Genomic DNA, 24,737 nt, shown 5'->3' on the forward strand with positions numbered 1-24,737 from the left:
CTCCATGTCTGAAGATAATATCCTGACAGGCAGTGAATTGATTTCGGCACTGACGGAAACCGGTGTGGCGGCTGGGCGAACAAGCTTCTTCCAGAGTCTTGATTGGCTCCGATTCTGGAATGCTCAGCAAGGCTTCGAATCATGCGCAGTTGTTGCCTTTGACAATAAGCATCTCCGTGGGTATCTCCCATTCTGTACAAGGACAAATCACGGTATTGTCGAGTGCTACTCAATGCCGATGGGTACATATGGAAGTGCAGTCGCTCTCGACGATTCAGGAGACATCCGGGACCTTCTCACAAGTCATTTCCTTGACTGGTGCAGGAAGAAGAACTGCTCTCGAATAAATGTGGTAGAATTCAGTTCGCAGACAGATCAAGTACTCGAGCAATTCGAGATCAGGGAGTTGACGACACAGATCGTCGACCTGGGTGGCGGCGAGGAACTGCTGCGAAGCGCCTTGTCTGAGAATCATCGCAGGAATATAGAAAAATGCCGCAACTATAACCTGAGTTGCAGGAGAGTTGGCTCCGACTGTGATGTTGCTGCTTATTTCTCTCTGGTTGAGGATGGCGCAAAGTGTCGGGGTGCGAAGCCGTTTTATGATTTTGATTTCTACACATCTCTGCTGAATCACATTCCGGGAGATAATCTGCTGTGGGAACTGGTTTGTCTTGATGACAAACCGTGCACCGGACATATTTACTTCAAGTGGGCGAACAGCGTGTTCTATTGGGACGGTGCATCAAGTGGAGCAGGTCTCGAAGCCCTGGCTAACTTCTATTTGTTCTGGAGGAATATTCGACAGTTTGAGGATGAGGGATTTGCGCACCTGAATTTAGGATCAAGTCCGGAAGCGGCTCAGGATTTGATACGATTCAAGAGGGGATGGGGGGCGAAGCAGGTGAACTACTTCGAGTATAACTGGTCGAGTGTCACGTATCGAGGCATGAAACAGATAAAGGACTGGTTGGGACGGTGAGAATACTATTGCTTGGTGACATACGACCGACACACCTGAAACGCTGGCGATCGTATTTCAAGGATGCCGGACATGACGTCATGACAATCTCTCTCGAAGAGGACGTCGCTGATAGGGATTATCTCCAACTGAAGAGCAGCGTGCCGATCCAATCATTCAAGTACTATCTTGAAAGAAACAGTGTGCGACGGATCATTCTCGAGTTCAAGCCCGATATCATCAATGGTCATTTTGTACCGACGTATGGTCTTCTCGCTGTTGCGACCGACTTCAAGCCGGCAGCAGTCTCGCTATGGGGGTCAGATATCCTTGTTTCGCCACGTAAGTCGAAGCTTCATCTGGCACGTGCTCTCTGGGTATTGCGCAACTGCGATATTATTACGTCCGACAGCGAGTATATGACTCAGGAAGCCCATAAGTTGGGCAAATTCGAAACTGAGATAATCACTGAACCGATGGGGATTTCAGAATCTGAGTTTCGGGCGCTAAGTTCGCTATCAAGAGAGAGAATTGTCGATAGGATTACTTTTCTCTCGACGCGCAGAATCGAAGCGATATACCGGGTTGATCTGCTGATAGAGGCTCTTTCTAGAGTGAGAAACGACCTTCCGCCATTCAACTGTGTGATTTGCGGGGATGGTCCTGAAAGGAAGAGAATCGAAGATTTGGCAAGGCAGTATGGACTTGATACGGTATCATTCGTGGGATGGAAGGCTGGACAAGAGTATCTGGATATGCTTGGTGGCGCGGATGTCTATGTCTCATGCTCGCGATCCGACTCGACATCTGTCTCACTTCTCGAAGCAATGGCCGGTGGATTGTTTCCGGTAGTTACGGCTATCCCCGGGAATACCGAGTGGGTAGAAGATGGAAAATCGGCACTTACGTTTCCGGATGGCGACGTCGATGCGCTTGCAGCCGCGCTGTTGAAAGCTGCGAAAAACAGGGTACTGCGAGATGATGCCGCAGCTATGAATCGAAAGACAATTGAATCGCGCGCGATCTGGGAAAAGAACATGGCCGCGATAGAAAGGGCGTTTGAAGAAGTTGTCCACCGCACCCGATAAAAATCTCCTGATAGTATCCTACTACTTCCCACCTTTCGGTATGGGAGGTGTGCAGAGAGTTGTGTCACTGACATCTCACTTGTCGCGACTGGGGTGGAATGTCAGCGTGTTGACGGTCAAACCTTCCGTATATCCTTCGCATGACAATTCCCTGATTGACAAAGTACCCAAGTCGGTGAGAATCTTCCGCGCGGCGCCGTTCGGCGCTGAGAAGCTGAAGAACATGTTCTCCAGAAATGATGCGAAGTCTGGCGCAGAGCTGACTCATACGGGAACAGAGTTAGCCCGGTGGGCAATGCTTCCTGACAGCAAGATTATTTCGCTTCCGAATATGTTGATGCTGCTGCCGGAGATTATGAAGCAATCCCGTCCTGCCGCTGTGCTGACGTCATCGCCACCACCGTCGATTCATCTGGTGGGGCTGCACGTCAGGAAGCATCACGGCATCAAGTGGGTGGCGGACTTTCGGGACATATGGTTTCCGCAATCATCAATCGATTTCAGGACGGAGCTCCACCGTAGGCTTCAACGGCATCTCGAACGCACTTATTTCAGGAACGCCGATGCCGCTGTCGTGGTCACTGATGGCCACCTCCAAATGCTAAGAACAAAATATGAAGGCATTGATAGCAAAGTTCGACATATCCCGAACGGTTTTGATGAATCTGACTACAAATCTGCCCCATCTATCGTCAAGCGGGGGACATTAAAGATAGGCTACAGTGGAACACTGAATCGCCTCACCTATGTTAGCGGTCTGTTTGATGTTTTTTTCGACCTTGCCAAAGAGCGCCCCCTGACTGTGGACATCTTCGGTGTGGTGACAGCGAGTGTCACGAACGACATCAGACGAATCGACCCCGATCAGAGTGTGATCAAGCTGCATGGCTACAGGAACCATTCGGAGGCGATTGAATTCGGTCGTTCCTGTAACGTGAATTTGATAACACTTGCGCCCGACTCTCATCTTGAGGCTACCATTCCGGGGAAAACGTACGAGGTTTTGAGAATTGAGAAGCCTGCCATTGCGGCGGTCCCTCGTGAAAGCTCGGCTTGGAGACTTCTAACCAGCTTCAATGATGTGCTGATTGTTGATGCATCAAACGTGTCTGCATCCAAAGACGATATCGCCAATCTGATCGACAGAGCAGGCAGCGATATCGGTGTACGTACTGGTATAGACGAATTCGAGTGGCACAATCTAGCCAAACGATATGACGCGCTATTGAGAGAGGTTACAGCTTAGTGCGAATCTCGATTATTATTCCGCTCTATCTGGGACGCGGTGTTATAGGTCGGTGTCTCGACAGCCTTATTGACTGCAGGGACGATTCCGGTTGCGAGATAATAGTAATCGACGACTGCTCACCGGACGGTGCTGGAGAATTCGTCAGTTCTGCTTATCCCGGCATCCGGATGCTGGTGAATGAAAAGAACATTGGCTATGCGGCGAGCGTGAATCGTGGGTTGTCGACGGCTGGCGGAGAATACATCCTGCTTCTGAATCAGGATACAGTAGTCGAGACAGGCTCAGTGGTGACGCTTGTTCGCATTTTGGAAGAACGCGAAGATATCGCTGCCGTTGCGCCACAGCTATTGAATCTGGATGGATCAATCCAAAGATCGTGCCGCTTTCTTCCCGAGCATTGGGACGTGATCAGCTATCATTTGCTGCTCGCATATCTGATTCCCGAATCGCGCATCTTCTCACGCTGGCGCATGCCAGGCTTTACGCACGATGAGGAGTTGATCGTCGAGCAACCTTCATTCTCGGCGATTTTGCTCAGGCGGTCCACTATTGAGGCTGTCGGACTTCTGGATGAGAGATTCAGAATATTCTTCAATGATGTCGATTACTGCAGAAGAATGGCAGAACATGGCGGAAAGATTCTCTTCTCGCCCGCCGCAAAAGTGACACACCAGCGTGGACAATCGACCGCTCAGATTCCACTGCGCAAGATTCTCGATGCGCATCGTGGATTTATCAGATACTTCCTCAAGCATTACCACGGCGCTGCATACCTGCTGCCGAATCTACTGATGGCTGTCTTGCTGGTGTTTTCAGGTTTCGTCAGGATGGTGTGGCAATTGATCAGACATCCGTTTATTTCAGAATGACCATCTTCTTCGCATCTGAGAACATGTCTGTCTTCAGTCTGTAGAAATAGACTCCACTCGGCCATCCGGCGGCGTCGAACTGTGTGATGTGAGCGCCTGCGCCCATCTGTTCGCTCAGCAGAGTTTCCTCCAACTGTCCGAGTACATTGTATATTCCAAGTTCTACGTAGGTCGCGCGAGGCAAGTCAAATGCAATCTTTGTGGTGGGATTAAACGGGTTGGGGTAGTTTTGCTTCAAACTGAAAGCTGAGGGGAGAAGTAAGTCGTCCGTATCGTCGTCAGCATCCAGGAGCAGAGATGGGGAGAGATTCTCTTCGATGGGGACGTATCCCGGCTTGCTTACCGTCACCGTGACTGTCGTGTCGACAGTTAGCGTGAAGGCGACTTCGATCACGCCGTCAGACCCGGTGAAGCCGTCAAAGATGATTGCTTCTTTTCCGACTACTGTCACTTGTGCTGAATCGATTGGATCGCCAATAGAATTGACATCCAGAGAGAAGCTGTTTTCGCCGAAGTCCAACTCAGTCGGAAAGGCTGTCGATACCTGCTGGGGAATATCCGTCCAGATGCGTAGCGATGGATCTCCGTAGACGTTGAGTCCGTATACAAGATCTCTGATAGTGTGGTTGTTGGCCTTTGAGTAATTATTCGCCGGTGCGAGGCGATTGTCAAGATTGAATATGCATTCATTGAAATCAATCGCGAATCTATATGAACTGGCTACCCATCCCCAGCGAGAATAGCCGATAAATGCTGCCGCGCCCGCCTGGGGCTGTGTCAACAGCCTTTCCGCAACACACGGATCTGTGTTTTCATACGGCGGCACATCCATATCGAACGCACCATTGTTGCATCCCACTGAGTAGATGATACCGCAACGATTCGAATTGGTTGCGTCGCACATTGTCGCGTGGCCCGGAGGGGCAGTCTCAGCCGTAAGTACGAATGACTTGGGCCATTCGTTATATGCTGCGGCTCGCGAGACGAATCCGTTAGCCATGCCGTGTGCGAATATATATGCCAGGTTAAAACCCTCCGAAAGCTTCGATATGAAGTCCACGGCCGCGGGTGACGCCGGAGATTCGTCGGATCCCGAAGGCGCTTCCGCAAGCGACCAGGTATCGACGTCGAGATAGGCCGGAAGCTGCTCTGCCAACATAGAATCCTGACCGATATCGTGATAGTCACGCATCTGGTCAGATGCTGCTGTCAGGAGTTTGAGCGCGAATTGATCGTCACCATCACCGGGGTTTCTCTCGTATGCGATCGATTTCTCAATGAATGCAGCGACTTCAGTCGGTGTGTCCACAGGAACTCTGCCGATCATTATTTCGGGAGTGATATCGGGGGAGTCGTCGTACATCTCGCCGTAGATTCCATCTCCGTCGGCATCCCATTCACCTGTGAGATCGGCATAATAGAGATCGCATACTTGCTGCATGTCGAGAGCAATATCGGTGGATCTGTCGAGATGAAATGCGTATCTGATCGGAACGACAGTCTCATCGCCACCGAGAAGAACCCACCGAGTTCCGCCATCATACGCATCGATCAAGTAGTTTCTGATTCTTTCCGGATTGTCAACACCGGAACTCTGCGAGTAGATATCTTCGGTGGTGACAATTTCTGCAGAGTATCCGAGCTGCCGTTTCCATTTGATCAATGGCCGGAACGCTTCTGCCAGATATGCAGAGGTTATGATTATGTACTCCGCCGAAAATGAAGCTGGCGAAAATGATGTGTGCGACAGCGAATCATCATCCGGAACTGCTCTGGTATCAGAGATGCTTCTGGAAATCGACTCGAAGAGAGCTTGTTGCGCCAATCGAGATTCCTCGCATAGTTCTACAGCTGCACCGGTGATCTCTACACTGACGTCATTGTAATACCAGAGGCGACACTCTGCAGAATCATAGGTGTAGAGTGAAACCCAGATATCGACTACGGTGATTTCATCCAGCTCCAGAGTCCCCGCTATGGCAGTGCGTGGCTGACCCTGAAAATTGAGTGGTTCCCCGGTAATTCCTGACGTGTCGAAAAATCCAACCGCGTCTGTTGTGAGATACGCTAGCTGCATCCGTTCATCGTCGAAGTCAGATATTTCGATTGAGTCGATTGCCTTTGACGTAGCAATGATATCTGAAACATCTCCACGGCAGATAAAGCGGATTTTCCGAACCGGATAATCACATCCGGGTATCTCATATTCCTGAGTGCTCGCGTGTGATTCGCCGTAATATGAGGTGACCTCGTCGCTGCACGAGATTGGGAACACCTCGGCCCGAACGTCGATTGCGGTTGAAATCAGAGGCAACACCAGCAATGTAAGCGCGATCATTAGTCCCCTCACGGCTGACCCTTTCCCTGTTATCCAGCAGTTTAGCCGGGAATTAGAAACGCAACTGGTCTGCCAGCAGGCGTCTCATGTGATGGGTATATTGTGCGCTGGCAAGATGTTGCCAGGCAATGGTTTGCGTATGCATCTTCGTCATTCATGTCGATTGTTCCGGATTGGGACGATTTCTAAAAGCCGATAATGTGGGGAAGTCCCTACAGGACTGGAGGTAACGCAACACTCTTTTTATATTTTTCTCATACTTTTAAACTTGACAGTAGGGCACTTCAAGAAGATATTAGCGGTGGGTTGTTAATGGGTCAAAGTGGTCGAATGTGGGGAGCTAGTGGGTTTAGCCTCGATTGACCCCTTAGCTCATCTGTCGGACAAACTGAGAATGAAAGCGGGAAGGCAATGCCGGCCCTCAGAGACGAAACAAAAATCAGAGTCACGGGATACAAAGGCAAGTACAGCGCAATTCTTGATGATAAGAACCGTCTAACTCTGCCGGCTCCACTCAGGAAGACTCCGCCTCGGGCAAAGTCTCGGTCAAAGAAGACGCAGGATCGGTTTGTGCTGACACGTACTCTTGATGGCGGTCTTGCGCTTTATCCTGTTTCGGAGTGGATACTGATTGAGGCGAAGTTGTCTGAGGGTCCGTTCACTCATCCTGACACCAGATATTTCAGTAGGATTTTGTATGCCTCTGCGATTGAAGTTGTCCTTGATTCACAGGGGAGGATACCTGTGTCCAAGCCTCACCAGGAGATGGCAGGAATTGCTCGTGACGTCACGGTAACCGGGCATGGGCATTTCATCGAGATTTGGAATCCGAAGCGGTACAAGCAGTACGTGGCCGGATATGGAAAGAGTTGGGAGGATGCCGCCAGGGATCTCAACCCGGGACTATGAGCGAGATATTACACTTGCCGGTACTGGTCGAGCGAGTTCTGGAACTCCTCTTAACGAATCGATCAGGACGGTATCTGGATGGGACTTGCGGACTTGGTGGTCATGCTGAATCGATACTGAAGGAACTCACTGACGAGGGAAAGCTCATCTGCATCGACAGGGACGTTAAAATGCTTCAAGTTGCCAGGAATAGACTGCAGGAACATTCGGATCGCGTGAGTTTTCATCACGCCTCATACGATCAAGCTGGCAATGTCTCCGAAGTCAAGAACAGTACGCTGGACGGGATTTTGCTTGACCTTGGGATATGTTCCGCACAGCTTGACGATGATGTTCGTGGTTTCAGCTATCGTTTTGATGCTCCTCTCGACATGCGTTTTGATCAGCAGTCGGGTACGACCGCCGAAGAGTATGTCAACTCGGTCTCGTCAGAAGAACTCTCAACCATACTCCGATCCTATGGTGATTTTGTCAATCCCCGGAAAATAGTTGAACGGATAATATCGCGCCGTAAGCAGTCTCCTCTTCGCAGTGTGGGCGATTTAGTATCGTGCGTGGAGGATCTGTTTCCGAGAAAACAGAAGAACAAGCTCACGGCGAGATTACTGCAGTGTGTGAGAATTGCCGTCAATGGGGAGTTGGATAAGCTCGACAGAGCTCTTCCCACGCTGGTTGAATTTCTTAAACCGGGTGGACGGCTCGCTGTGATTTCATACCACAGCCAGGAAGACAGAAGAATAAAGAGGTTTATCAGGCAGTCAAGCAGAGATTCGGGTTTGCCGCCTGAAATAGAGGCCTGTATGAAGGGCATAGGCCTCACCTTGCGCTCGGTCACACGGAGGGCGGTGAAAGCCGCCGACAAAGAGGTTCGCGTGAACCCGCGGGCGCGCAGCGCTCGTCTCCGTGTGGCGGAGAGAGTGTAATCTTCATAGTAATGGTATGAGTGGGGGGACGCAGGTCTCCCGTAATGGGAGGCCTGCATTTCCTCGGCTGGGACATCATGGTATCGTTGGCATTTCAGGGACGATTTGCCGGACTTGTGTCCTTTGGCAAAACAATCGGAATATTGCTTCTTGTAATATTTCTTGCGGCCTCATTTGTGCTCGAGCGCTATCACATCGCGCGCGTGGCAATCGACAGCGGACGACTTGAAGGCGAAGTCAAACAACTCCACAAAAACAAGGCGTATCTTCAATCTCAAGTTTCCCAACTTGAGTCGCTCGATCATGTCGGTTCAGTCGCAGCCGAGAAATTCGGACTCGGCATCCCGCATCCCGATCAAATAGCCTGGCTCACAGATTCGGTCTTGGGTTCCTCACAAGGCCGGTCTGTCCTGACGAGAGCCATAAACCGCATCGGCTATCTGTACGCGGGTTTGAAGGTGCCATCAGTCGTGCGTTCGAGCGCGGCCGCAAATGTGAGGACATCAGAGTGAAGAAGCCAAAGATCTCGACCAGACGGCTGGCGCTAATGTTCGTACTCGTCACGCTAGGCTGGTGCGCGATCATGGCTCGCTTCGCTCAGGTCCAGATTCTTGAAGGCGCACGGTACGATGAACTCGTCATCAGGCAGTGCTGGGGTGAATTCGAGCTCTCCGCCAAGAGGGGCGCCATCTATGACTGCAACGAGAACCTACTAGCGTTCGACGTTCCATCAGAATCTTTCTATACATATGCTGCAGGCAGACAGCATCTCCGTGAAATAGGCAAGCGAGTTGGCTACCTGGCAGGCGATCCCGCCATGACCGAACGAATCATCATCAGGCCCGGCAAATTCAACTGGCTTGTACGCAGAGCAGATCCCAAACTCGCGGACGAAATCAAATCGTTGGATATGGACAGCGTGCGATTTCACTCGGAATTCAAACGAACCTATCCCTACGGATCTCTTGGAATGGATCTTATTGGGCAGGTGGACGCTGATCATTCCGGCATTTCCTGTCTCGAGATTGCATACAATGGACTTCTGAAGTCCACTCCCGGTATCGCGACATTTCAAAGAGATGGCCGGGGCAAGGTCTACCGCATCTCCGATGCTCCCCTTGTGCGCCCCAAACCTGGCGCCGATCTGAAGCTGACGCTGGATTATGAATATCAGCAGATACTCGAAGAGGAGTTGAAGAAGGCCGTTTGCAAGTGGAACGCCAAATCCGGCATCGCAGTGTTCGTTGAAGTCTCGACCGGACGAATACTCGCCGCCGACTGCTATTCTCCAGTCGATGAGAATGCAGGTAGTGAACAGATTTTTAAGACCAGGATCGTGACTGATCTGTTCGAACCTGGTTCCACTTTCAAGCTGGTCGCGTTCGCGGGAATGATCGAGGAGAAACTCTTTTCTCTCAATGATACGATGTGGGCCGGAATGGGCGAGTTTAGGTTCAACGGTCGTACTATGCATGATGACAAGAAACTGGGAACGATCACATTCAGGAGGGCGTTTGAGCTCTCCTCGAATATAGCAACCGGCAGGTTCAGCCAGACACTATCCGGAAAGCGCCTTTACAAATATGCCCGGCTTTTCGGTTTCGGTCAGCCGACCGGTACCGATCTGCCCGGTGAGCAGAGAGGGCAGCTTGCCAAGCCGAGAAGATGGAACGAGTTTTGGACGGCGCAGATATCGATAGGCCACGGGGTGTCGGTGAACGCCCTGCAGCTCGCCTCTGCATTTGCCGCGATCGCCAACGATGGTGTGCTTATGAGGCCGTATCTGGTCGAGGAGATCAGAAATGAGTCAGGCAGAGTGGAGGAGAAGTTTCAGCCGCATGCTGTCAGACGCGTTGTGTCAAAGGAGACAGCGGCGACAATGCGCGATTTGATGGGTGGCGTTGTCGACTCCGGCACTGCACAGGTGGCCCGCATCGAAGATGTCCCGTTTTCCGGAAAAACAGGGACTGCACAGAAGCCTGATCTTGAAAATGGCGGATATTTCTGGGACAAGTATATGGCAGGATTCGGAGGCTTCTTCCCGAGGGAAAATCCGCGAATCGCAGGAGTAGTCATAATCGACGAACCTCAAAGAGTTCACTACGGAGGCTACACCGCAGCACCAGTGCTCGCAGAATTCGCGCGAAGAACAACCCTTCTCGAAAAAACTCGCAAGAACTGGGCGAAGGAGAATAGTAAAGCCGATGCGGCCGACACGCGCGTCACCGAGCGCAGCAAAGACAACAGCATTGACAACCCGGAGGAGGAGAGTCGAAGCATGGCAAGTTCAATGAGCCTTCAGGAATCACTCGCATGGTTATCGAAGCCTTCAGAGACGCTCAGTTCCCCGTGTAACCGGCAACTGCTGAAGTGCAGAGAACAGATGCAGTCAGGCATTCTGCCGGACATGAAGGGATTGTCTGCGCGTGACGTTGTGATTCTGCTCCAGGACCTCAATTGTAGAATTTCTGTGAGCGGCAGTGGCAGGATAGAGAGTCAGGTGCCGAGCGCAGGTTGCAGGATAGCTGACATAGAGACTGTATCGCTTGTGTGCGGATCAAATAGTGGAGGCTGAAATCCGACTCAATGATTTGATAAGTGTGCTTCCCGTCAAGGAAGTCATCGGCTCCGATACTATCGAAATCGGCAAGATCGAATACGATTCTCGGGAGATCGAGCCTGACGATGTCTTTGTCGCTCTTGTCGGCGCGAATGTCGATGGTCACGATTACATATCTAATGCAGTGGACAAGAAGGCAGCATGTCTTGTGGTGGAGAGGACGCCCGATACGCACGCGTCCGTTTGCGTGACGGTACCGGATACTCGTGAGGCACTGGCCCTTCTGTCGGCGAAGTACTACGATTACCCTTCCCGGCAAATGAAGACCCTTGCTGTGACCGGCACAAATGGGAAAACGACAGTGACGTATCTGATCAAGTCCATATTCGAGGAGCGCGGTCGCAGAATCGGTTTGATTGGCACTATAGAATATCTCACGGGTGAGCATAGGATAAGCGCAGTCAACACGACACCGGAGTCTCTGCAGTTGGAGCGCCTCCTGATGATTATGAAGAGTGAGCGCATTCGGACAGTCGTTATGGAAGTGTCGTCCCATGCCCTGGTGGCAGGACGCGTCAGGATGATCGATTTCGATGTGGTTGGGATTACAAATCTCACGCAGGATCATCTCGACTTTCACAAGACTATGCAGGAATACAGAGACGCGAAAGCCACTCTCTTCGATATGGCTGCCGGTGATGACAAGTGGGCGGTGCTAAACTTGGATGATTCAGAATATGAGTTCTTTCGGGCAAGAGTGAAGTCACCTTATCTGTCGTACTCCATCTCCGACCGTCAGGCTGATTTGTCTGCAACTGATATTCGCACCAGTCCGACAGGATCGAGTTTTCACCTGATTACGCCCCTTGGTGAGGAAGATATCGCCTTGAAACTCGCAGGTGAACACAATGTTTCGAACGCGGTCTGCGCGGCGGCGTTCGCGATGGCTGCCGGAATGGACATTGGCGCGATTAAACGCGGTTTAGATGAAGCATCGCACGTACCGGGCCGGCTTGAGCCCATTGAAAATGACCGGGGAATTCACATATTCGTCGATTACGCTCATACGCCCGATGCACTCGAACACGCTTGTTCTGTCTGCAGAAGTTTAACCGAAAGCAAGCTGGTAGTATTGTTCGGATGTGGCGGAGACCGAGATAAATCGAAACGAAAGCTGATGGGTGAGGCTGTCTCCCGATACGCTGATCGAATCGTTGTGACCTCGGACAATCCTCGCTCGGAAGATCCACTGGCTATTATAGAAGAGATCAAACCAGGTCTCGATTCAGCGGTTCATGCTGACATTGTCCCGGATAGAAAAGAAGCCATCAAGGCAGCTCTAGATAGCTGCTCCGAGAATGATGTGTTGCTTGTTGCCGGCAAAGGTCACGAAGACTATCAGATAATCGGCAAAACGAAAACTCACTTTGATGACCGCGAAATTGTTCGCGAGTTGTTAAGAAAGAATGCATGATACGCGCTGAATTTGATACCATCGCTCGAATCATTAGCGCTGTTAGATCTGAAGGCAGGCTCTCCGGAGTCTCTTTCACGGGTGTATCGATCGACAGTCGGACAATCCGGGAGGGAAATCTCTTCGTGGCGGTCGCAGGCAAATCTGAGGATGGTCACAGGTTCATCCCGGATGCAATCAAGCGCGGCGCGGCAGGGATCATCGCCAAGGCAGACTATGAGTATGATCCGGGCGAAAAGGGTGTAGTATTTTTCGCGGTTGAGGATACTCTCGAAGCCTTGCTGAAACTGGCCGCGTGGTGGCTTTCCAGATTCGAACTGAAGAAGATCGCTGTTACGGGCACGAACGGCAAGACCACGACAAAGGAAATGATTGCCGCAATCCTCTCGCGACTGCACTCGGTGTATCGATCACCCGGCAACTTCAACAATCTGTTCGGAATACCGCTTTCTATTTTCGAGATGGAAGGAAGTTATGACTTCGCTGTATTCGAGTTCGGCATGAGCACCACTGGCGAGATTGCACGGTTGACCCGAATCGTGCAGCCGCAATACGGCCTCATCACCAACATCGACGCAGCCCATCTGGAGACAATGTTGAGTGTCGACGCCATCGCAGCAGCGAAATTCGAACTTTTCGACAACATGCCTTCCGATGGCACAGTCTTCATCAATCTTGACAATGATTATCTCCGGCGGCGATTCGATACAGAGAGACACGAAAAGTATGGATTCGGGGTTCATAGCAGAACGGGTTTCTCACCTGATAGATTTGAAATCAATGGTTCAGGCTGCGCGAGATTCGAGCTTGAAAGCATCGGTGAGGTGCATTTGGCTATGCCGGGATTGCACAGCCTTTACAACGCGATCGGCGCTGCAGCGGTCGCGCATTATCTGAAGATTCCCGGGCGTGAGATCAAGGCGGCGCTCGAATCGTTCAGATCGGTAGAGATGAGAATGGAGACGTTCACGGTCGCCGGTGTATTGATCATCAATGATTCGTATAATGCCAATCCGAATTCCATGAAATATGCGCTCGATACGCTCGAATCCATCAACGCGAGGGGGCGGAAATTCGCAGTGCTCGGCGATATGTTCGAGCTCGGCGTGACCGAATCCGAGCTGCATCGTCAAGTGGGAGCTCACGCCGCGAAATCAGGTCCCGACTTCCTCATTACGTGCGGCGATCGTGCCAGAGATATCTCTGCGGCCGCAGTCGAGATGGGATATCCCTCGGACGCTACAAAGCACTTCGCGAACGTGAATGACGTTACCGAACATCTTCTTGCAAGATTGCACTCGGGCGATGCCGTGCTCATTAAAGCATCACGCGGAATGGCTTTCGATCGCATCACTACGGGATTGCAGTCGCAACTCGGGAGGAGCAACTGATGTTCTACCATCTCCTGTATCCATTGACCGACTCCGTATCGTTCTTCAATCTCTTCAAGTACATCACATTCAGGAGTGCCGGTGCCATTTTGACTGCGCTCATTGTGAGTTTGATTTTCGGGCCGCTCTTCATACGCGTGCTGAAAGGCAGGGGGGTGAAGGAGACGATTCGGCAGGAGGGACCGAAATCGCACTATGCCAAGGAAGGCACACCTACAATGGGAGGGATCATCATCCTTGCTGCGATCATAATTCCGACATTGCTCTGGGCCGACCTGACGAACCGGTTTATACAGTTGATTCTCTTCGTGACCGTGTGGATGGGAGCAATCGGATTCATGGATGATTATATGAAGGCGATACTCCGGCATCCGAAGGGCATGGTTGGCAAATACAAATTGGCTGGCCAGGTGATCTGCGGCTTGATTCTCGGTCTTGTGCTGTACTATTATGCTCCGTTTCCGACATTCGGAACCACCACGGAGATACCTTTCGTCAAAGACTACATTCTCAATTTCAGTTCGGTGATCGTCTTTGTGCCGTTCGTTGTCCTCGTAATAACGGGATCATCGAACGCGGTCAATCTTTCGGACGGGCTCGACGGGTTGGCAACGGGTCTCTGTGGGATCGCGTTTGTTGCATTTGCAGGTTTTGCCTATGTGAGTGGGCGTAACGATTTCTCGCAGTACCTGCAGATCATGTATCTCGAAGGCGCAGGCGAATTGACGATATACTGCGCTGCAACGATGGGCGCAGCGCTCGGCTTTCTCTGGTACAACTCGCATCCGGCGGAAATATTCATGGGTGACACGGGCGCGCTGGCACTCGGAGGAGCGATGGGCGCGATCGCGATAATGCTCAAAAAAGAACTCTTGCTTCTCATTGTCGGAGGCGTCTTCGTCGCCGAAGCGCTTTCTGTGATATTGCAGGTGTCATCGTTTAAGCTGCGCGGCGTAAGAATATTCAAGATGGCGCCATTGCACCATCATTTTGAACAATTGGGATGGCCGGAAACCAAGGTGGTTACGCGCTTCTGGATAATTGGTGTGATTTGCGCTTTGCTGACGTTGGCGACGCTCAAAGTGAGATAGAGTCTGATATGAGAGTGGACAGAGCTGAAAACAAGAAGGTCGGTGTGGTCGGTGCCGCAAGATCCGGCATTGCGGCTGCTCTGCTGCTCAATCGGCACGGTGCGGATGTATTCGTGTCTGATTCGCGTAATGCTGATCTGCTTGCCGATGCGATTGACAGCCTCAGACCGAGGGGTATCGAATACGAAACGGGAGGCAATACAGCTAAGGTCTTCCGGGAAAAAGATTATGTGGTGCTCAGCCCCGGCGTACCACCCGACGCTCCGATTGTTAAGCAGATCGAGGCGGCAGGGGTCCCGACCATTTCCGAGATTGAACTCGGCTACTGGCTCTGCGACGGTCATATCGCTGCGGTGACAGGCTCTAATGGCAAGACTACCACGACTTCGCTTACTGGTGATATCTTCAAGCGTTCCGGGAAGCCGACTTTCGTGGCAGGCAACATCGGAGCTCCATTTTGTGATATTTGCGATGAAGTTCCACAAGATGGCTGGGTGGTACTGGAAATATCATCCTTTCAACTGGAGAAGTGCTACGAATTCAAACCGGAAATCGCTGCAGTGCTGAATTTGACTCCGGATCATCTCGATCGGTATGGAGAGTTCTCGACCTATGCTGAGATGAAGATGAGAATCGGGGAAAATCAAAGCGATGATGACGCGTTCATTGCTAATTTCGACGATGCCTATCTTGTAGGGCTTGCTGCCAGACTCGCTGCTGAGAAATACTACTTCAGCCTTTCAGAGAAAGTGAATCCCGGAGTTTATATTCAGGATGAAGCGTTGCTTTTCAATGCAAACGGAAGAGTTCGTTCGATCATGCCCATCTCAGAAATTTCACTTCCGGGACCGCATAATCTGGCAAACTGCGCAGCCTCAGCGCTCATCGCGCTCCTGGCTGATATTCCTGATAGCGCGATTCGGGAGTCTCTTTCTTCATTCCCCGGAGTGGAGCATCGACTGGAGAAGTGCGGCGAAGTAGATGGCGTTGCGTTCGTGAATGACTCCAAGGCCACGAATGTCGATTCGGTATGGTACGCGCTCCAGAGCATTTCCGGCAGGCTTGTTGTGATTATGGGTGGACGAGACAAGGCTGGAGATTTCTCGAGATTGCGCGAGCTGGTAGCTGATCGCGTCGACACTGTCGTTCTGATTGGCGAGGCTACGGAAAAGATGGAATCAGCCTTTGGCGACGTCACATCAATCCGCAGAGCTGAAAGTATGGATGACGCTGTTCGGATGGCATTCAATGCAGCCAAACCTGATGGGACAGTGCTTCTGTCTCCGGCATGTGCATCATTCGATATGTTCACGGATTATGAGCATCGCGGAAAAGCGTTTAAAGATGCTGTAGCTGAACTTCGAAGGGAATCGAAATGAAGAGAACATCTCGACATGGCGTCGACTTGATGCTCTATACGGCGGTACTGCTTCTGATGACGATCGGTGTGGTCGAGGTCTATTCTTCATCGGTGTTCCTTGCCGATAGCAAGTTCTCCGGACAACATGCTCACTTCTTCGGGAGACAACTTCTCTTCTTCGGAGTGGCTCTCTTCTCGATGCTTGTGTTCGCCGCTGTGGATTATCGATGGATTAGGAAGATCATCTGGCTGGCTGCGCCGGCATCGATTGCGCTCCTCGTTATAGCTTTGTTTATGCCGAAGATCAATGGCGCATCAAGATGGATCAGTCTGGGATTCGCAAGCATTCAGCCATCCGAGCTGTTTAAGTATGTTATGGTATTCTTGTTGGCAGACTTCCTTGCCAATGACAGTGAGAGGACGAGCAGCCCGCATTACTCTGTATTGATAATGGTAATCATAGGCCTCGGCATGGGGTTGATTCTCATCGAGCCGGATCTGGGTACGCTGATAGTATTGTCCATCGTAGCGATTGGCCTGCTCTTCGTCGGCGGTGTAGGTCTCGGTAAAGTGGTCCTTGGGGGGAGTATTCTCTCGATGGCTGGATATGTCGCTGTCTTTGTTTTCGGTTACAAGCGCGGAAGGCTGGTGGAGTATCTCAATGCGCTTGAGGATCCGTTGCAGGGAGCGTATCAGGTAAAGCAATCGATTTTGTATATCGGCTCCGGCGGATTTCTAGGGAAGGGCATCGGGCGAGGCGCCGCGAAACTATTCTTCCTTCCCGAAGTGCATACAGATTTCATATTTGCGAATTTCGCCGAGGAAGGCGGGTTTATCTGGGTGTTTATAATGCTTGCGCTCTTCTTCATCATCTTCTGGAGAGGGATGAGAATCGCGGTAGCGTCGCAGGATCGTTTTGGTTTCTTCCTTGCATTTGGGATAACGATGGTCCTGACGGCCAGCGCCTTGATCAATATCGCTGTAACAGTAAACCTGATTCCGACCACAGGGATGCCGCTGCCGTTTGTCAGCTACGGCGGAACGTCTCTTCTGATCTCCGCATCCGCAGTCGGAATCTTATTGAATATATCTCGAAGGCAGAAGAAGAAAGTGTCTCTGTTTGAAAAGCATGGATGAGATAACAATTGCAATAGCCGGTGGCAGGACCGGGGGGCATCTGTTCCCGGCACTCGCTGTGGCCGAAAGTCTGAAGACAATGAGCAAGGATGTCAACTTGTTTTGGATAGGTACTAAGGATGGGATGGAGGCCAGGGTCGTACCCGAAGCCGACTACCCGTTCTTTTCGATATCCGCCATTCCATTGCGGAGAAACATGAGCATCAAGAATCTCGCGATCCCATTTGTTCTTGCTCGCGGAACTTTGCAATCACTGAGGCTGCTGAGAAAGACACATGCAAGGGCTGTCTTTGCGACGGGTAGTTTTGTCTGCGTGCCTGTCTTGCTCGCTGCTCGCCTAGCTCGAATAAAAATACTGCTGCAGGAGCAGAATTCCTATCCCGGTCTAACCACGAGGTTGTTTGCAAGGCACGCTGTCGCCGTGTTCGTTGCTTACCGTTCAGTGAAGGACTTCATGCATCCGGATACGAATGTTGTCGAAACAGGAAATCCGCTCCGACCCGGGTTCGAAATCGGCAGTCGGGATAAAGGCGTGGAACTGTTCCAACTCAATCCATCGATGAGAACATTGTTGATATTCGGAGGCAGTCAGGGAGCTGAAGCGATAAACCTGCTTGTGATGGACAATCTTGAGAGACTTGCTGAGCAGGAGGATCTTCAGCTTATCTGGCAGACCGGGCGGGGGATGTTCCAGGAGTGTCAAGATCGATTCGACGAATCACGAGCGCGAGGGGTGGTGTTGCCATTCATCGACAGAATGGACTTGGCATACGCCTGCGCTGACCTGGTGATCTGCCGCTCAGGTGCAATGACTCTGGCGGAGCTGGCGTCGGCTGGTAAACCGGCAATTCTCGTTCCTTATCCCTACGCTGCCGAGAGTCATCAGGAATACAACGCGAACCTCGTCTCTGAAAATGGCGCAGCGATTGTGATGAAGCAGAAAGATATTGCGGAAGACGATCTCGTAGGGAAAGCTCTCGATCTCATGCGCGATGTCAAAACGCTGGAAAGAATGTCCGAGTCTTCCCGGAAGCTCCACACTCCGAATGCTTCTGATGCAATTGCGAGAGCAATACTGTTGGAGGTTACAGGATGAAGTTCGGAAAGATTAAGAAACTCCACTTTGTCGGTATCGGCGGAATCGGAATGTCGGGTATTGCAGAGATGCTTCACAACGAGGGCTTTGCAATAACCGGAAGTGATCTTGTAGCGACTGAGGTTACGGATCATCTCGTCGATTTAGGCATCACAATATCATTTGAGCACGACTCGAAGAATGTTGGCGATGCTCATGCCGTGGTGATTTCATCGGCTGTGCACAGCGATAATCCTGAAGTAATCTCTGCTGTGAAATCGAGAATACCTGTGATTCGACGGGCAGAAATGCTCGGTGAGTTGATGCGTACCAAATTTGGTATCGGTATCGCCGGAACTCACGGCAAAACCACAACAACATCAATGACCGGTTATGTGCTGACCGAAGGAGGATTCGATCCTACTGTCATCGTAGGAGGTCGGGTGCAGCAGTACGGCACAAATGTCAAATTCGGCACCGGCGACTGCATGGTGGCCGAAGCGGATGAATACGACAGATCTTTCCTGAACCTGACTCACTCGATGGCGGTCATAACAAGTCTCGAAGCCGATCATCTCGATTACTACGGATCGTTCGAGAATATCAGAGAAGCGTTCATTCAGTTCGCCAATAAGGTGCCGTTCTACGGGAATATATTCTTGAACATGGATGATGAAAATGTCATATCGCTCATCCCGGAATTGAAGCGCCCGATTGTCACATTCGGATTGACGACTCAGGCGGATGTGAGGGCGTCGAATCCAACGTACGATAAGCACTCATCAACGTTTAAAGTGCATCACAATGGCAACAAAGTTGGCGAGTTTACGATCAATCTGCCGGGGCTGTTCAATGTTAGGAATGCTCTGGCGGCGATTGCTGTCGGCCTCGAGTTCGAGATGCCGCTCGATAAGATCAGAAGTGCGCTCGAAAGCTTCCAGGGAGTTATCAGGAGGTTTGAGATCAAAGGTGAGGAGGGTGGTGTGATGGTCGTTGATGACTATGCGCATCATCCGACAGAAGTTGAGGTAACTCTCCGTGCCGCCAAAGTCGGTTACCATCGTCCGATCGTGGCGATATTCCAGCCGCATCTCTATTCTCGGACCAATGATTTCTATCGTGAATTCGCAAAGGCTCTTCTGTTGTCGGATATGTTGATCGTGACGGGAATCTATGCTGCGCGGGAGAAACCGATGCCGGGCATCTCGGGCGAGATGATCGTCACCGCCGCCGCCGGGTACGGTCACAGAAACTGCCACTACGTCGAAGACATGCACAGCATTCCGCAGTTCGTCAGGGAAAATCGCATCGATGACTCGATAGTAATGACGATAGGTGCAGGAGATATATATCACATCGGTGATGATATTTTGAAGGAGTTGAAGCGTTGAATACGCGCGTCAGAATTGTGATCGCAATTACGGTGTCATTGTCAGCAGGGTTTTTCGGTTTCTGCTATTTCTATCCGCTTCTGACCGTGACCGGCCACAGGATGATGGTTTGTGACAAAGATGTAGATATTGACTTTGCGACTCTGTTGGATACCACTGCTGATGTCAATCTGTTCAGGCAACCACTGCAGGATTACTCGGAGGCTCTACTGTCCAGACTACCGGAGTTATCATCGGTGACTTGCAGAATTGATCTCGCCGGAAAGGTCGTGTGCAGGGGTGAAAGAAAACTGCCGATTGCGCTGATTTGCCTCCCGGAAACTTATGGGATATCTTCCCGATGTGAACTGCTGCCATTCAGACAATGCGGCGATGTTGAAGCCTTGCCTCTTGTGACAGGGATCAAGATCGAGAAGGTTGAGAGCTATGCTCCCGTGCCATCGCCGAAATTGAAAGAGGCATTACGATTCTGCAAACTGCTCCACAACCGGTATCCCGAGCTCTGCAGTGCGATATCCCAGATAGATTTCGAATCCAGTGATGCTCCGGTTCTCATTTTGAGAAATTCCGAGACCCGCATAATCATTGGATGTGGTGATCTGGATGAGAAGTTATCCTGCTTGAATCTAATTCTCGACCGTCTGAAGAATGCACCGGCGGGAGAGTTTGATATGCAGTACGGACGATCAATTGTTGCGAGAGATCTGACTTAGCAAAAGGAATACATGATGCAAGCGAGAAACACTGTCACCGGACTCGACATTGGATCGCACAAGATCTGCTGCGCGATTGGACAAATAGGACCTGACGGGGAGCTGGCACTATGTGGCGTAAGTGAACTTCCTTCCGAAGGGATCAAGAACGGCACGATCATTAGCAAGGAACGTGCAAGCAACGTGATTTCAGAGGTTCTTAGACGTGTGGAAGAGAAGGCAGGTGTGAAGCCGGGGCCGGTGCATGTAAGCATCGCCGGTGAGCACATACGCGGACTCAATAGCCGTGGCGCTGTCTCGATCTCCATGATCGAAGGGGAGATTACTCAGGACGAGATCGAGAGAGTTGTGGATCTTGCGAAAGCTGTCAGAATCCCCGAAGATCAGGAACGCCTGCATGTCATTCCTCAGCACTATTCAGTCGACGAAAGAACAGACATCAGCGATCCTGTCGGGATGTCAGGCGAGCGCCTTGAAGTCGAAGTTCACATCGTCACAGCCTCGATGTCCGCAGCAGGGGACCTGCTGGATTGTGTGAGAGAAGCGGGTGCGAATGTCGTCGAAATGGTCTTCAGCCCGATTGCGTCCGCGGAAGTACTGCTAACGCCCGCAGAGAGACAGAAGGGTGCAATTCTTCTGGATATTGGCGCCGGAACTGTAGACGTAGCGCTTCACTTCCGTAACACCGTATGGCACACGGCATCGATTCCTCTCGGTGGCAGAAACGTGACTTCCGACATCGCCTATGGACTGCGCCTTCCGATGGAGGCTGCCGAAGAATTGAAGATATGTCAGGGATCGGCGGTCATATCTCGTGTCGATCCAAGCGAAAAGCTCGCTTTGCCGGACCTTGGTGAATTCTACCAGCGGCGCATCTCCCGCACTGTCCTCGCGGCGATCATCGAACCGAGGGTTGAAGAGATGTTCGGAATAATCAGGAGGCAACTTGTCAAGATCTCAGTCTACGACAAAATGGAGGGCACAGTTGTGATGACCGGTGGAGGTGCGTGTCTCAATGACATTGAAGCTCTCGCTGAACGAATTTTCAAGTTTCCTGCTCGACTCGCGACACCGAAGATATTTGATGATGAGATTTATTATAGCAGTCCATACAGCGTTGCAGTGGCGGTCGGCTTGTTGAAGTACGGTCTCATGCAACGTGTGGAAGAAGAGGCTGATCCCGGATTCTTTGGTAGAATGGGGCGCAGCTTCGAGAAAGCTTTTAATGCAATATTAAATATATAGGAGGGATGTATGATCAGCTTTGCTGAAGACTATCTTAACAAAGCCCGGATCAAAGTGGTCGGCGTCGGGGGAGCAGGCAACAACGCAGTCAATCGCATGATCGATGCAGGTCTGGTTGGGGTCGAGTTCTTGGCGATCAACACTGACGCCCAGACGCTGGAGGGCTCGAAATGTGCGAACAAAGTGCAGATCGGTAGCCGCTGCACAAAAGGCCTTGGAGCCGGAGCCGATCCGGAAATCGGTCGAAAGGCTATCGAAGAGGACCGGGAACTTGTTGCTGAAGGGTTCAGTGGCTGCGACATGGTGTTTGTCACCGCAGGCATGGGCGGCGGAACCGGCACCGGCGCGGCACCGATCGTCGCTGAGATCGCTCGCGAAGTCGGTGCTCTCACTGTGGCTGTCGTTACGAAGCCGTTCACTTTTGAAGGGAAGAAGCGTCTTAACAAGGCGCTGCTCGGCATCGACGAATTGAAGAGCCGTGTAGACACGATGATCGTAATTCCGAATCAGCGACTCATCGAAGTCGTCGACAAGGGCACGACGTTCACTCAGGCATTCCTGATGGCTGACGAGACCCTGCTGCACGCGACACGCGGAATATCGGATCTCATCACAATCCCCGGAATTATCAACTGCGATTTTGCCGATGTGAGAACCGTGATGCGCGGCAGGGGAGAGGCTTTGATGGGAACCGGTTTCGGCGAGGGCGAGAATGCCGGTGCCGATGCTGCCAAAGCAGCTATCAATTCACCACTGTTGGAGAACACCTGCATATCCGGTGCGAAGGGCGTTTTGATCAATGTCTGCGGTGGCGAGAACATGACTCTCACGCAGGTCAACGATGCGACAAACGTGATTTATGATGCTGCCGGAAGCGATGCCGAAATCATATTCGGCGCGGTGATTGATCCGACTCTCGGCGACGAGATGCGCGTAACGGTTATCGCCACCGGATTCGGCAGATATGAGAAAGAGGTTTACGATTACGATACCAATGTTGTCGATCTGTTTCATCAGCAACGGGTTGCCTCGACACAAGAGGTCGTGACAATATCGAGAGATAAGAGGGTTGCGGTAGGTGCCGAGATGGTTCATGCCGGCGATATCGATCGCGACGATCTCGAGGTGCCGACGTTTCTGAGAAAGGCTATCGACAACAGGTAATTAGTCCCACCCTGTTCCTCAACCAGCCGAGGATAGGGATAACGAGAGCCTCCGCACCCACTCGGAGGCTCTCACCTGATGGTCTTCTGCAAGACACGCTGCTCATGCTCTGATACAACGCCGTCAGGAATCCTTTCCTGACGGAATCCCACCGTAACCAATGCACGTCCATTCACTGTCAACGGGAATCAATATGTCCTCCCTGCCACCATATGCTGACGCGCTCGAGTACCGCCACTGCCACGGTTCCTCAACCAGACCCTTACGAACAGGGTTGTTATGAATGTACTCAATCTTCTGTCGCAAGATATCCTCAGATGAGATCACCAGACTATCGAACCGTGGCTTCCATAGAGCCGATCCCTTCCCCGATTCGCGCGCTGTGGCGCGCCGAGCGCGGCAGATAGTCTCCTGTATGTCTGGCCCCGCGTCCAGCCGCCCGATTTGTCTTGCTGTGTAGCGTTTGAGGTTGCCGACTATTTCAGAGATTGTCTTGTCCTCTGCCCGTTTGACGATCATGTGGAAGTGATTCGCCATCAGAACCCATGCCAACAGAGTGAAATCACCTCGCCTCTGACAGAAGCGAAGACAGTCGACGAAGATGGCACATGTCTGCTTGTTATTGAATACGTTGATGAATCCCGCCACTGTGGATGTTACGAAGTGCACTTTTCCGTGGACATCGAAAAGTGCACGGTCGCGGCTTCTCAATTACGCCTCCTTTGTTTCGTCAGGAATTCTTTCCTGGCGGAATGCTGCTGGGTCAGCACTTGTGCCGTCAGGAATCCCTTCCTGACGGCTCCGGGGAATCAGTCATTTGTGAAGAGCTATCGTCCCGAGTCCCGCTTTGCAGTTCTTTAGTACTTTGGAGAGGTTCCATGACCCATCCAACGGCTCGGTGTACATACGTGGATTCAAGAGCAGGCGGCGGTGGTTTGATGTTTTTCATTGAGTATCCCCAGTCGCTCACGAGATTGTGCGCTGCGGCGAGATCATTGGCGGCCTCTCGTAGCGTGGAGATTCGTGCGGATAGTCTCAAATCGTCATTACTGGGAAAGTACCACAGAAGAGCTGCATCGTGAGCAATATAGTTCCGGGCAAGTCTCGCCATGTCGAGCAGTGACAGATTGCCTTCCGTTGTTCCGTGCACATTGCCATACTTCTTCACGGCGTTGGCAAGCCGGTTCTCCATCGTCTTCTCCGCTATATTCTGCCAAGTGTCAAGGTCTTGTTCTTTGCCTTCTCTGACGCCTTTGACAAAGTCAAAAAGGCAAAGGACATCCTTGCATGTATACTCAAAATGCTGACTCAGCACCAACGCTCGGCCCACTGCTGCAAGGTAGTTCAGCTCACAACTGCTCGCTTTGCTGAAATCAATCCACATACAACGTCCTCAGCTTTGCATTGTTCTTTGCGATTCCGTCAGGAAGGGATTCCTGACGGCGCATTTGCCGTTGCGTCTCTTGCTGTGCCCCTGTTGCTCTGCCGCGTATTCTTAATCAGTTCATTATATCGATAACCAGTGCGTCGCGCAATCACAAACGCAAAAAACCCCCGGCATGCCGAGGGTTTTGAAATCGGAATCGAGATTCTTATTATGCGGCTTTGGTGACTTTGCCTGCTTTGAGGCAGGAAGAGCAGACTCTGATCTTCTTCGTCTGTCCGTTGATCTTCGCGCGCACCGGATGAAGATTCGGGTTGAATCTCCGGTTGCTCACATTGTGCGCGTGAGAGATCGTAGAGCCGAACATCGGCTTCTTTCCGCATATGTCACAAACTTTCGCCATTTTTGCTCCTCT

At 51.5% G+C, this 24,737-nt stretch carries 22 protein-coding genes; 18 read left to right on the top strand and 4 right to left on the bottom strand.

The annotated features are described in order from the left end of the window. Nucleotides 1-4 precede the first annotated feature (4 nt). The 4 genes from KKH67_06925 to KKH67_06940 are packed head-to-tail and all read left to right on the top strand — an operon-like array spanning nt 5 to nt 4,167. Nucleotides 5-982, top strand: coding sequence for a GNAT family N-acetyltransferase (locus tag KKH67_06925; GenBank protein ID MBU1318917.1), 978 nt, complete (start codon nt 5-7; stop codon nt 980-982). Then, complete coding sequence (locus tag KKH67_06930) at nt 979-2,049, top strand: glycosyltransferase (protein MBU1318918.1); 1,071 nt, start codon at nt 979-981, stop codon at nt 2,047-2,049. Before KKH67_06925 ends, KKH67_06930 begins: the two co-directional genes overlap by 4 nt. Beyond that, nucleotides 2,021-3,295, top strand: a complete 1,275-nt coding sequence (locus tag KKH67_06935; GenBank protein MBU1318919.1) for a glycosyltransferase — start codon at nt 2,021-2,023, stop codon at nt 3,293-3,295. The genes KKH67_06930 and KKH67_06935 overlap by 29 nt, the downstream gene beginning before the upstream one ends. Next, nucleotides 3,295-4,167, top strand: a complete 873-nt coding sequence (locus tag KKH67_06940; protein MBU1318920.1) for a glycosyltransferase family 2 protein — start codon at nt 3,295-3,297, stop codon at nt 4,165-4,167. Before KKH67_06935 ends, KKH67_06940 begins: the two co-directional genes overlap by 1 nt. Here the strand turns inward: KKH67_06940 and KKH67_06945 are convergent. Next, nucleotides 4,154-6,505 carry a T9SS type A sorting domain-containing protein gene (locus KKH67_06945; protein MBU1318921.1) on the bottom strand — a complete coding sequence of 784 codons (2,352 nt, stop codon included), beginning with the start codon at nt 6,503-6,505 and terminating at the stop codon, nt 4,154-4,156. The genes KKH67_06940 and KKH67_06945 overlap by 14 nt on opposite strands. A 411-nt stretch (nt 6,506-6,916) precedes the next feature. Here KKH67_06945 and KKH67_06950 point away from each other — a divergent pair, with 411 nt between their 5' ends. Genes KKH67_06950 through ftsZ form a run of 14 tightly spaced genes read left to right on the top strand, consistent with a single transcriptional unit; the run spans nt 6,917 to nt 22,938 of the window. Then, nucleotides 6,917-7,414, top strand: coding sequence for a division/cell wall cluster transcriptional repressor MraZ (locus KKH67_06950; protein ID MBU1318922.1), 498 nt, complete (start codon nt 6,917-6,919; stop codon nt 7,412-7,414). Further along, entirely contained in the window at nt 7,411-8,337 is a 927-nt protein-coding gene (gene rsmH / locus KKH67_06955; GenBank protein MBU1318923.1) for a 16S rRNA (cytosine(1402)-N(4))-methyltransferase RsmH, read from the top strand. The genes KKH67_06950 and rsmH overlap by 4 nt, the downstream gene beginning before the upstream one ends. A 44-nt stretch (nt 8,338-8,381) precedes the next feature. Next, nucleotides 8,382-8,849: a cell division protein FtsL gene (locus KKH67_06960; GenBank protein ID MBU1318924.1), complete on the top strand. Its 468-nt coding sequence runs from the start codon at nt 8,382-8,384 to the stop codon at nt 8,847-8,849. After that, nucleotides 8,846-10,912, top strand: a complete 2,067-nt coding sequence (locus KKH67_06965; GenBank protein MBU1318925.1) for a transpeptidase family protein — start codon at nt 8,846-8,848, stop codon at nt 10,910-10,912. The genes KKH67_06960 and KKH67_06965 overlap by 4 nt, the downstream gene beginning before the upstream one ends. Further along, nucleotides 10,902-12,371 carry a UDP-N-acetylmuramoyl-L-alanyl-D-glutamate--2,6-diaminopimelate ligase gene (locus KKH67_06970; protein MBU1318926.1) on the top strand — a complete coding sequence of 490 codons (1,470 nt, stop codon included), beginning with the start codon at nt 10,902-10,904 and terminating at the stop codon, nt 12,369-12,371. The genes KKH67_06965 and KKH67_06970 overlap by 11 nt, the downstream gene beginning before the upstream one ends. Continuing rightward, nucleotides 12,368-13,762, top strand: a complete 1,395-nt coding sequence (locus KKH67_06975; protein MBU1318927.1) for a UDP-N-acetylmuramoyl-tripeptide--D-alanyl-D-alanine ligase — start codon at nt 12,368-12,370, stop codon at nt 13,760-13,762. Before KKH67_06970 ends, KKH67_06975 begins: the two co-directional genes overlap by 4 nt. Then, nucleotides 13,762-14,853, top strand: a complete 1,092-nt coding sequence (mraY, locus tag KKH67_06980) for a phospho-N-acetylmuramoyl-pentapeptide-transferase (protein ID MBU1318928.1) — start codon at nt 13,762-13,764, stop codon at nt 14,851-14,853. Before KKH67_06975 ends, mraY begins: the two co-directional genes overlap by 1 nt. An 8-nt stretch (nt 14,854-14,861) precedes the next feature. Further along, the gene (locus tag KKH67_06985; GenBank protein ID MBU1318929.1) at nt 14,862-16,232 is read left to right on the top strand and encodes a UDP-N-acetylmuramoyl-L-alanine--D-glutamate ligase; all 1,371 of its coding nucleotides are present in this window, start codon (nt 14,862-14,864) and stop codon (nt 16,230-16,232) included. Next, on the top strand, nt 16,229-17,350 hold the full coding sequence (gene ftsW, locus KKH67_06990; GenBank protein MBU1318930.1) for a putative lipid II flippase FtsW: 1,122 nt from the start codon (nt 16,229-16,231) through the stop codon (nt 17,348-17,350). Before KKH67_06985 ends, ftsW begins: the two co-directional genes overlap by 4 nt. Further along, complete coding sequence (murG, locus tag KKH67_06995; protein MBU1318931.1) at nt 17,343-18,446, top strand: undecaprenyldiphospho-muramoylpentapeptide beta-N-acetylglucosaminyltransferase; 1,104 nt, start codon at nt 17,343-17,345, stop codon at nt 18,444-18,446. The genes ftsW and murG overlap by 8 nt, the downstream gene beginning before the upstream one ends. Further along, entirely contained in the window at nt 18,443-19,816 is a 1,374-nt protein-coding gene (locus KKH67_07000; protein MBU1318932.1) for a UDP-N-acetylmuramate--L-alanine ligase, read from the top strand. Before murG ends, KKH67_07000 begins: the two co-directional genes overlap by 4 nt. Continuing rightward, the gene (locus KKH67_07005; GenBank protein MBU1318933.1) at nt 19,813-20,529 is read left to right on the top strand and encodes a hypothetical protein; all 717 of its coding nucleotides are present in this window, start codon (nt 19,813-19,815) and stop codon (nt 20,527-20,529) included. The genes KKH67_07000 and KKH67_07005 overlap by 4 nt, the downstream gene beginning before the upstream one ends. Nucleotides 20,530-20,544: 15 nt before the next feature. Beyond that, nucleotides 20,545-21,774 (top strand): cell division protein FtsA, encoded by a 1,230-nt coding sequence (gene ftsA / locus KKH67_07010; protein ID MBU1318934.1) that lies wholly within the window; start codon nt 20,545-20,547, stop codon nt 21,772-21,774. Between the two features lie 9 nt (nt 21,775-21,783). Further along, the gene (ftsZ, locus tag KKH67_07015) at nt 21,784-22,938 is read left to right on the top strand and encodes a cell division protein FtsZ (GenBank protein MBU1318935.1); all 1,155 of its coding nucleotides are present in this window, start codon (nt 21,784-21,786) and stop codon (nt 22,936-22,938) included. 123 nt (nt 22,939-23,061) lie between these two features. On the opposite strand, the gene KKH67_07020 is transcribed toward ftsZ, so the two are convergent. The 3 genes from KKH67_07020 to rpmB form a co-directional block, all read right to left on the bottom strand. Next, entirely contained in the window at nt 23,062-23,649 is a 588-nt protein-coding gene (locus KKH67_07020) for a transposase (protein ID MBU1318936.1), read from the bottom strand. Nucleotides 23,650-23,716: 67 nt separating this feature from the next. After that, the gene (locus tag KKH67_07025) at nt 23,717-24,322 is read right to left on the bottom strand and encodes a hypothetical protein (GenBank protein ID MBU1318937.1); all 606 of its coding nucleotides are present in this window, start codon (nt 24,320-24,322) and stop codon (nt 23,717-23,719) included. A gap of 211 nt (nt 24,323-24,533) precedes the next feature. Next, nucleotides 24,534-24,725, bottom strand: coding sequence for a 50S ribosomal protein L28 (gene rpmB / locus KKH67_07030; GenBank protein ID MBU1318938.1), 192 nt, complete (start codon nt 24,723-24,725; stop codon nt 24,534-24,536). Between the last annotated feature and the right edge of the window lie 12 nt (nt 24,726-24,737).

This window comes from Candidatus Zixiibacteriota bacterium (assembly GCA_018820315.1).
GTDB lineage: Bacteria > Zixibacteria > MSB-5A5 > JAABVY01 > JAHJOQ01 > JAHJOQ01.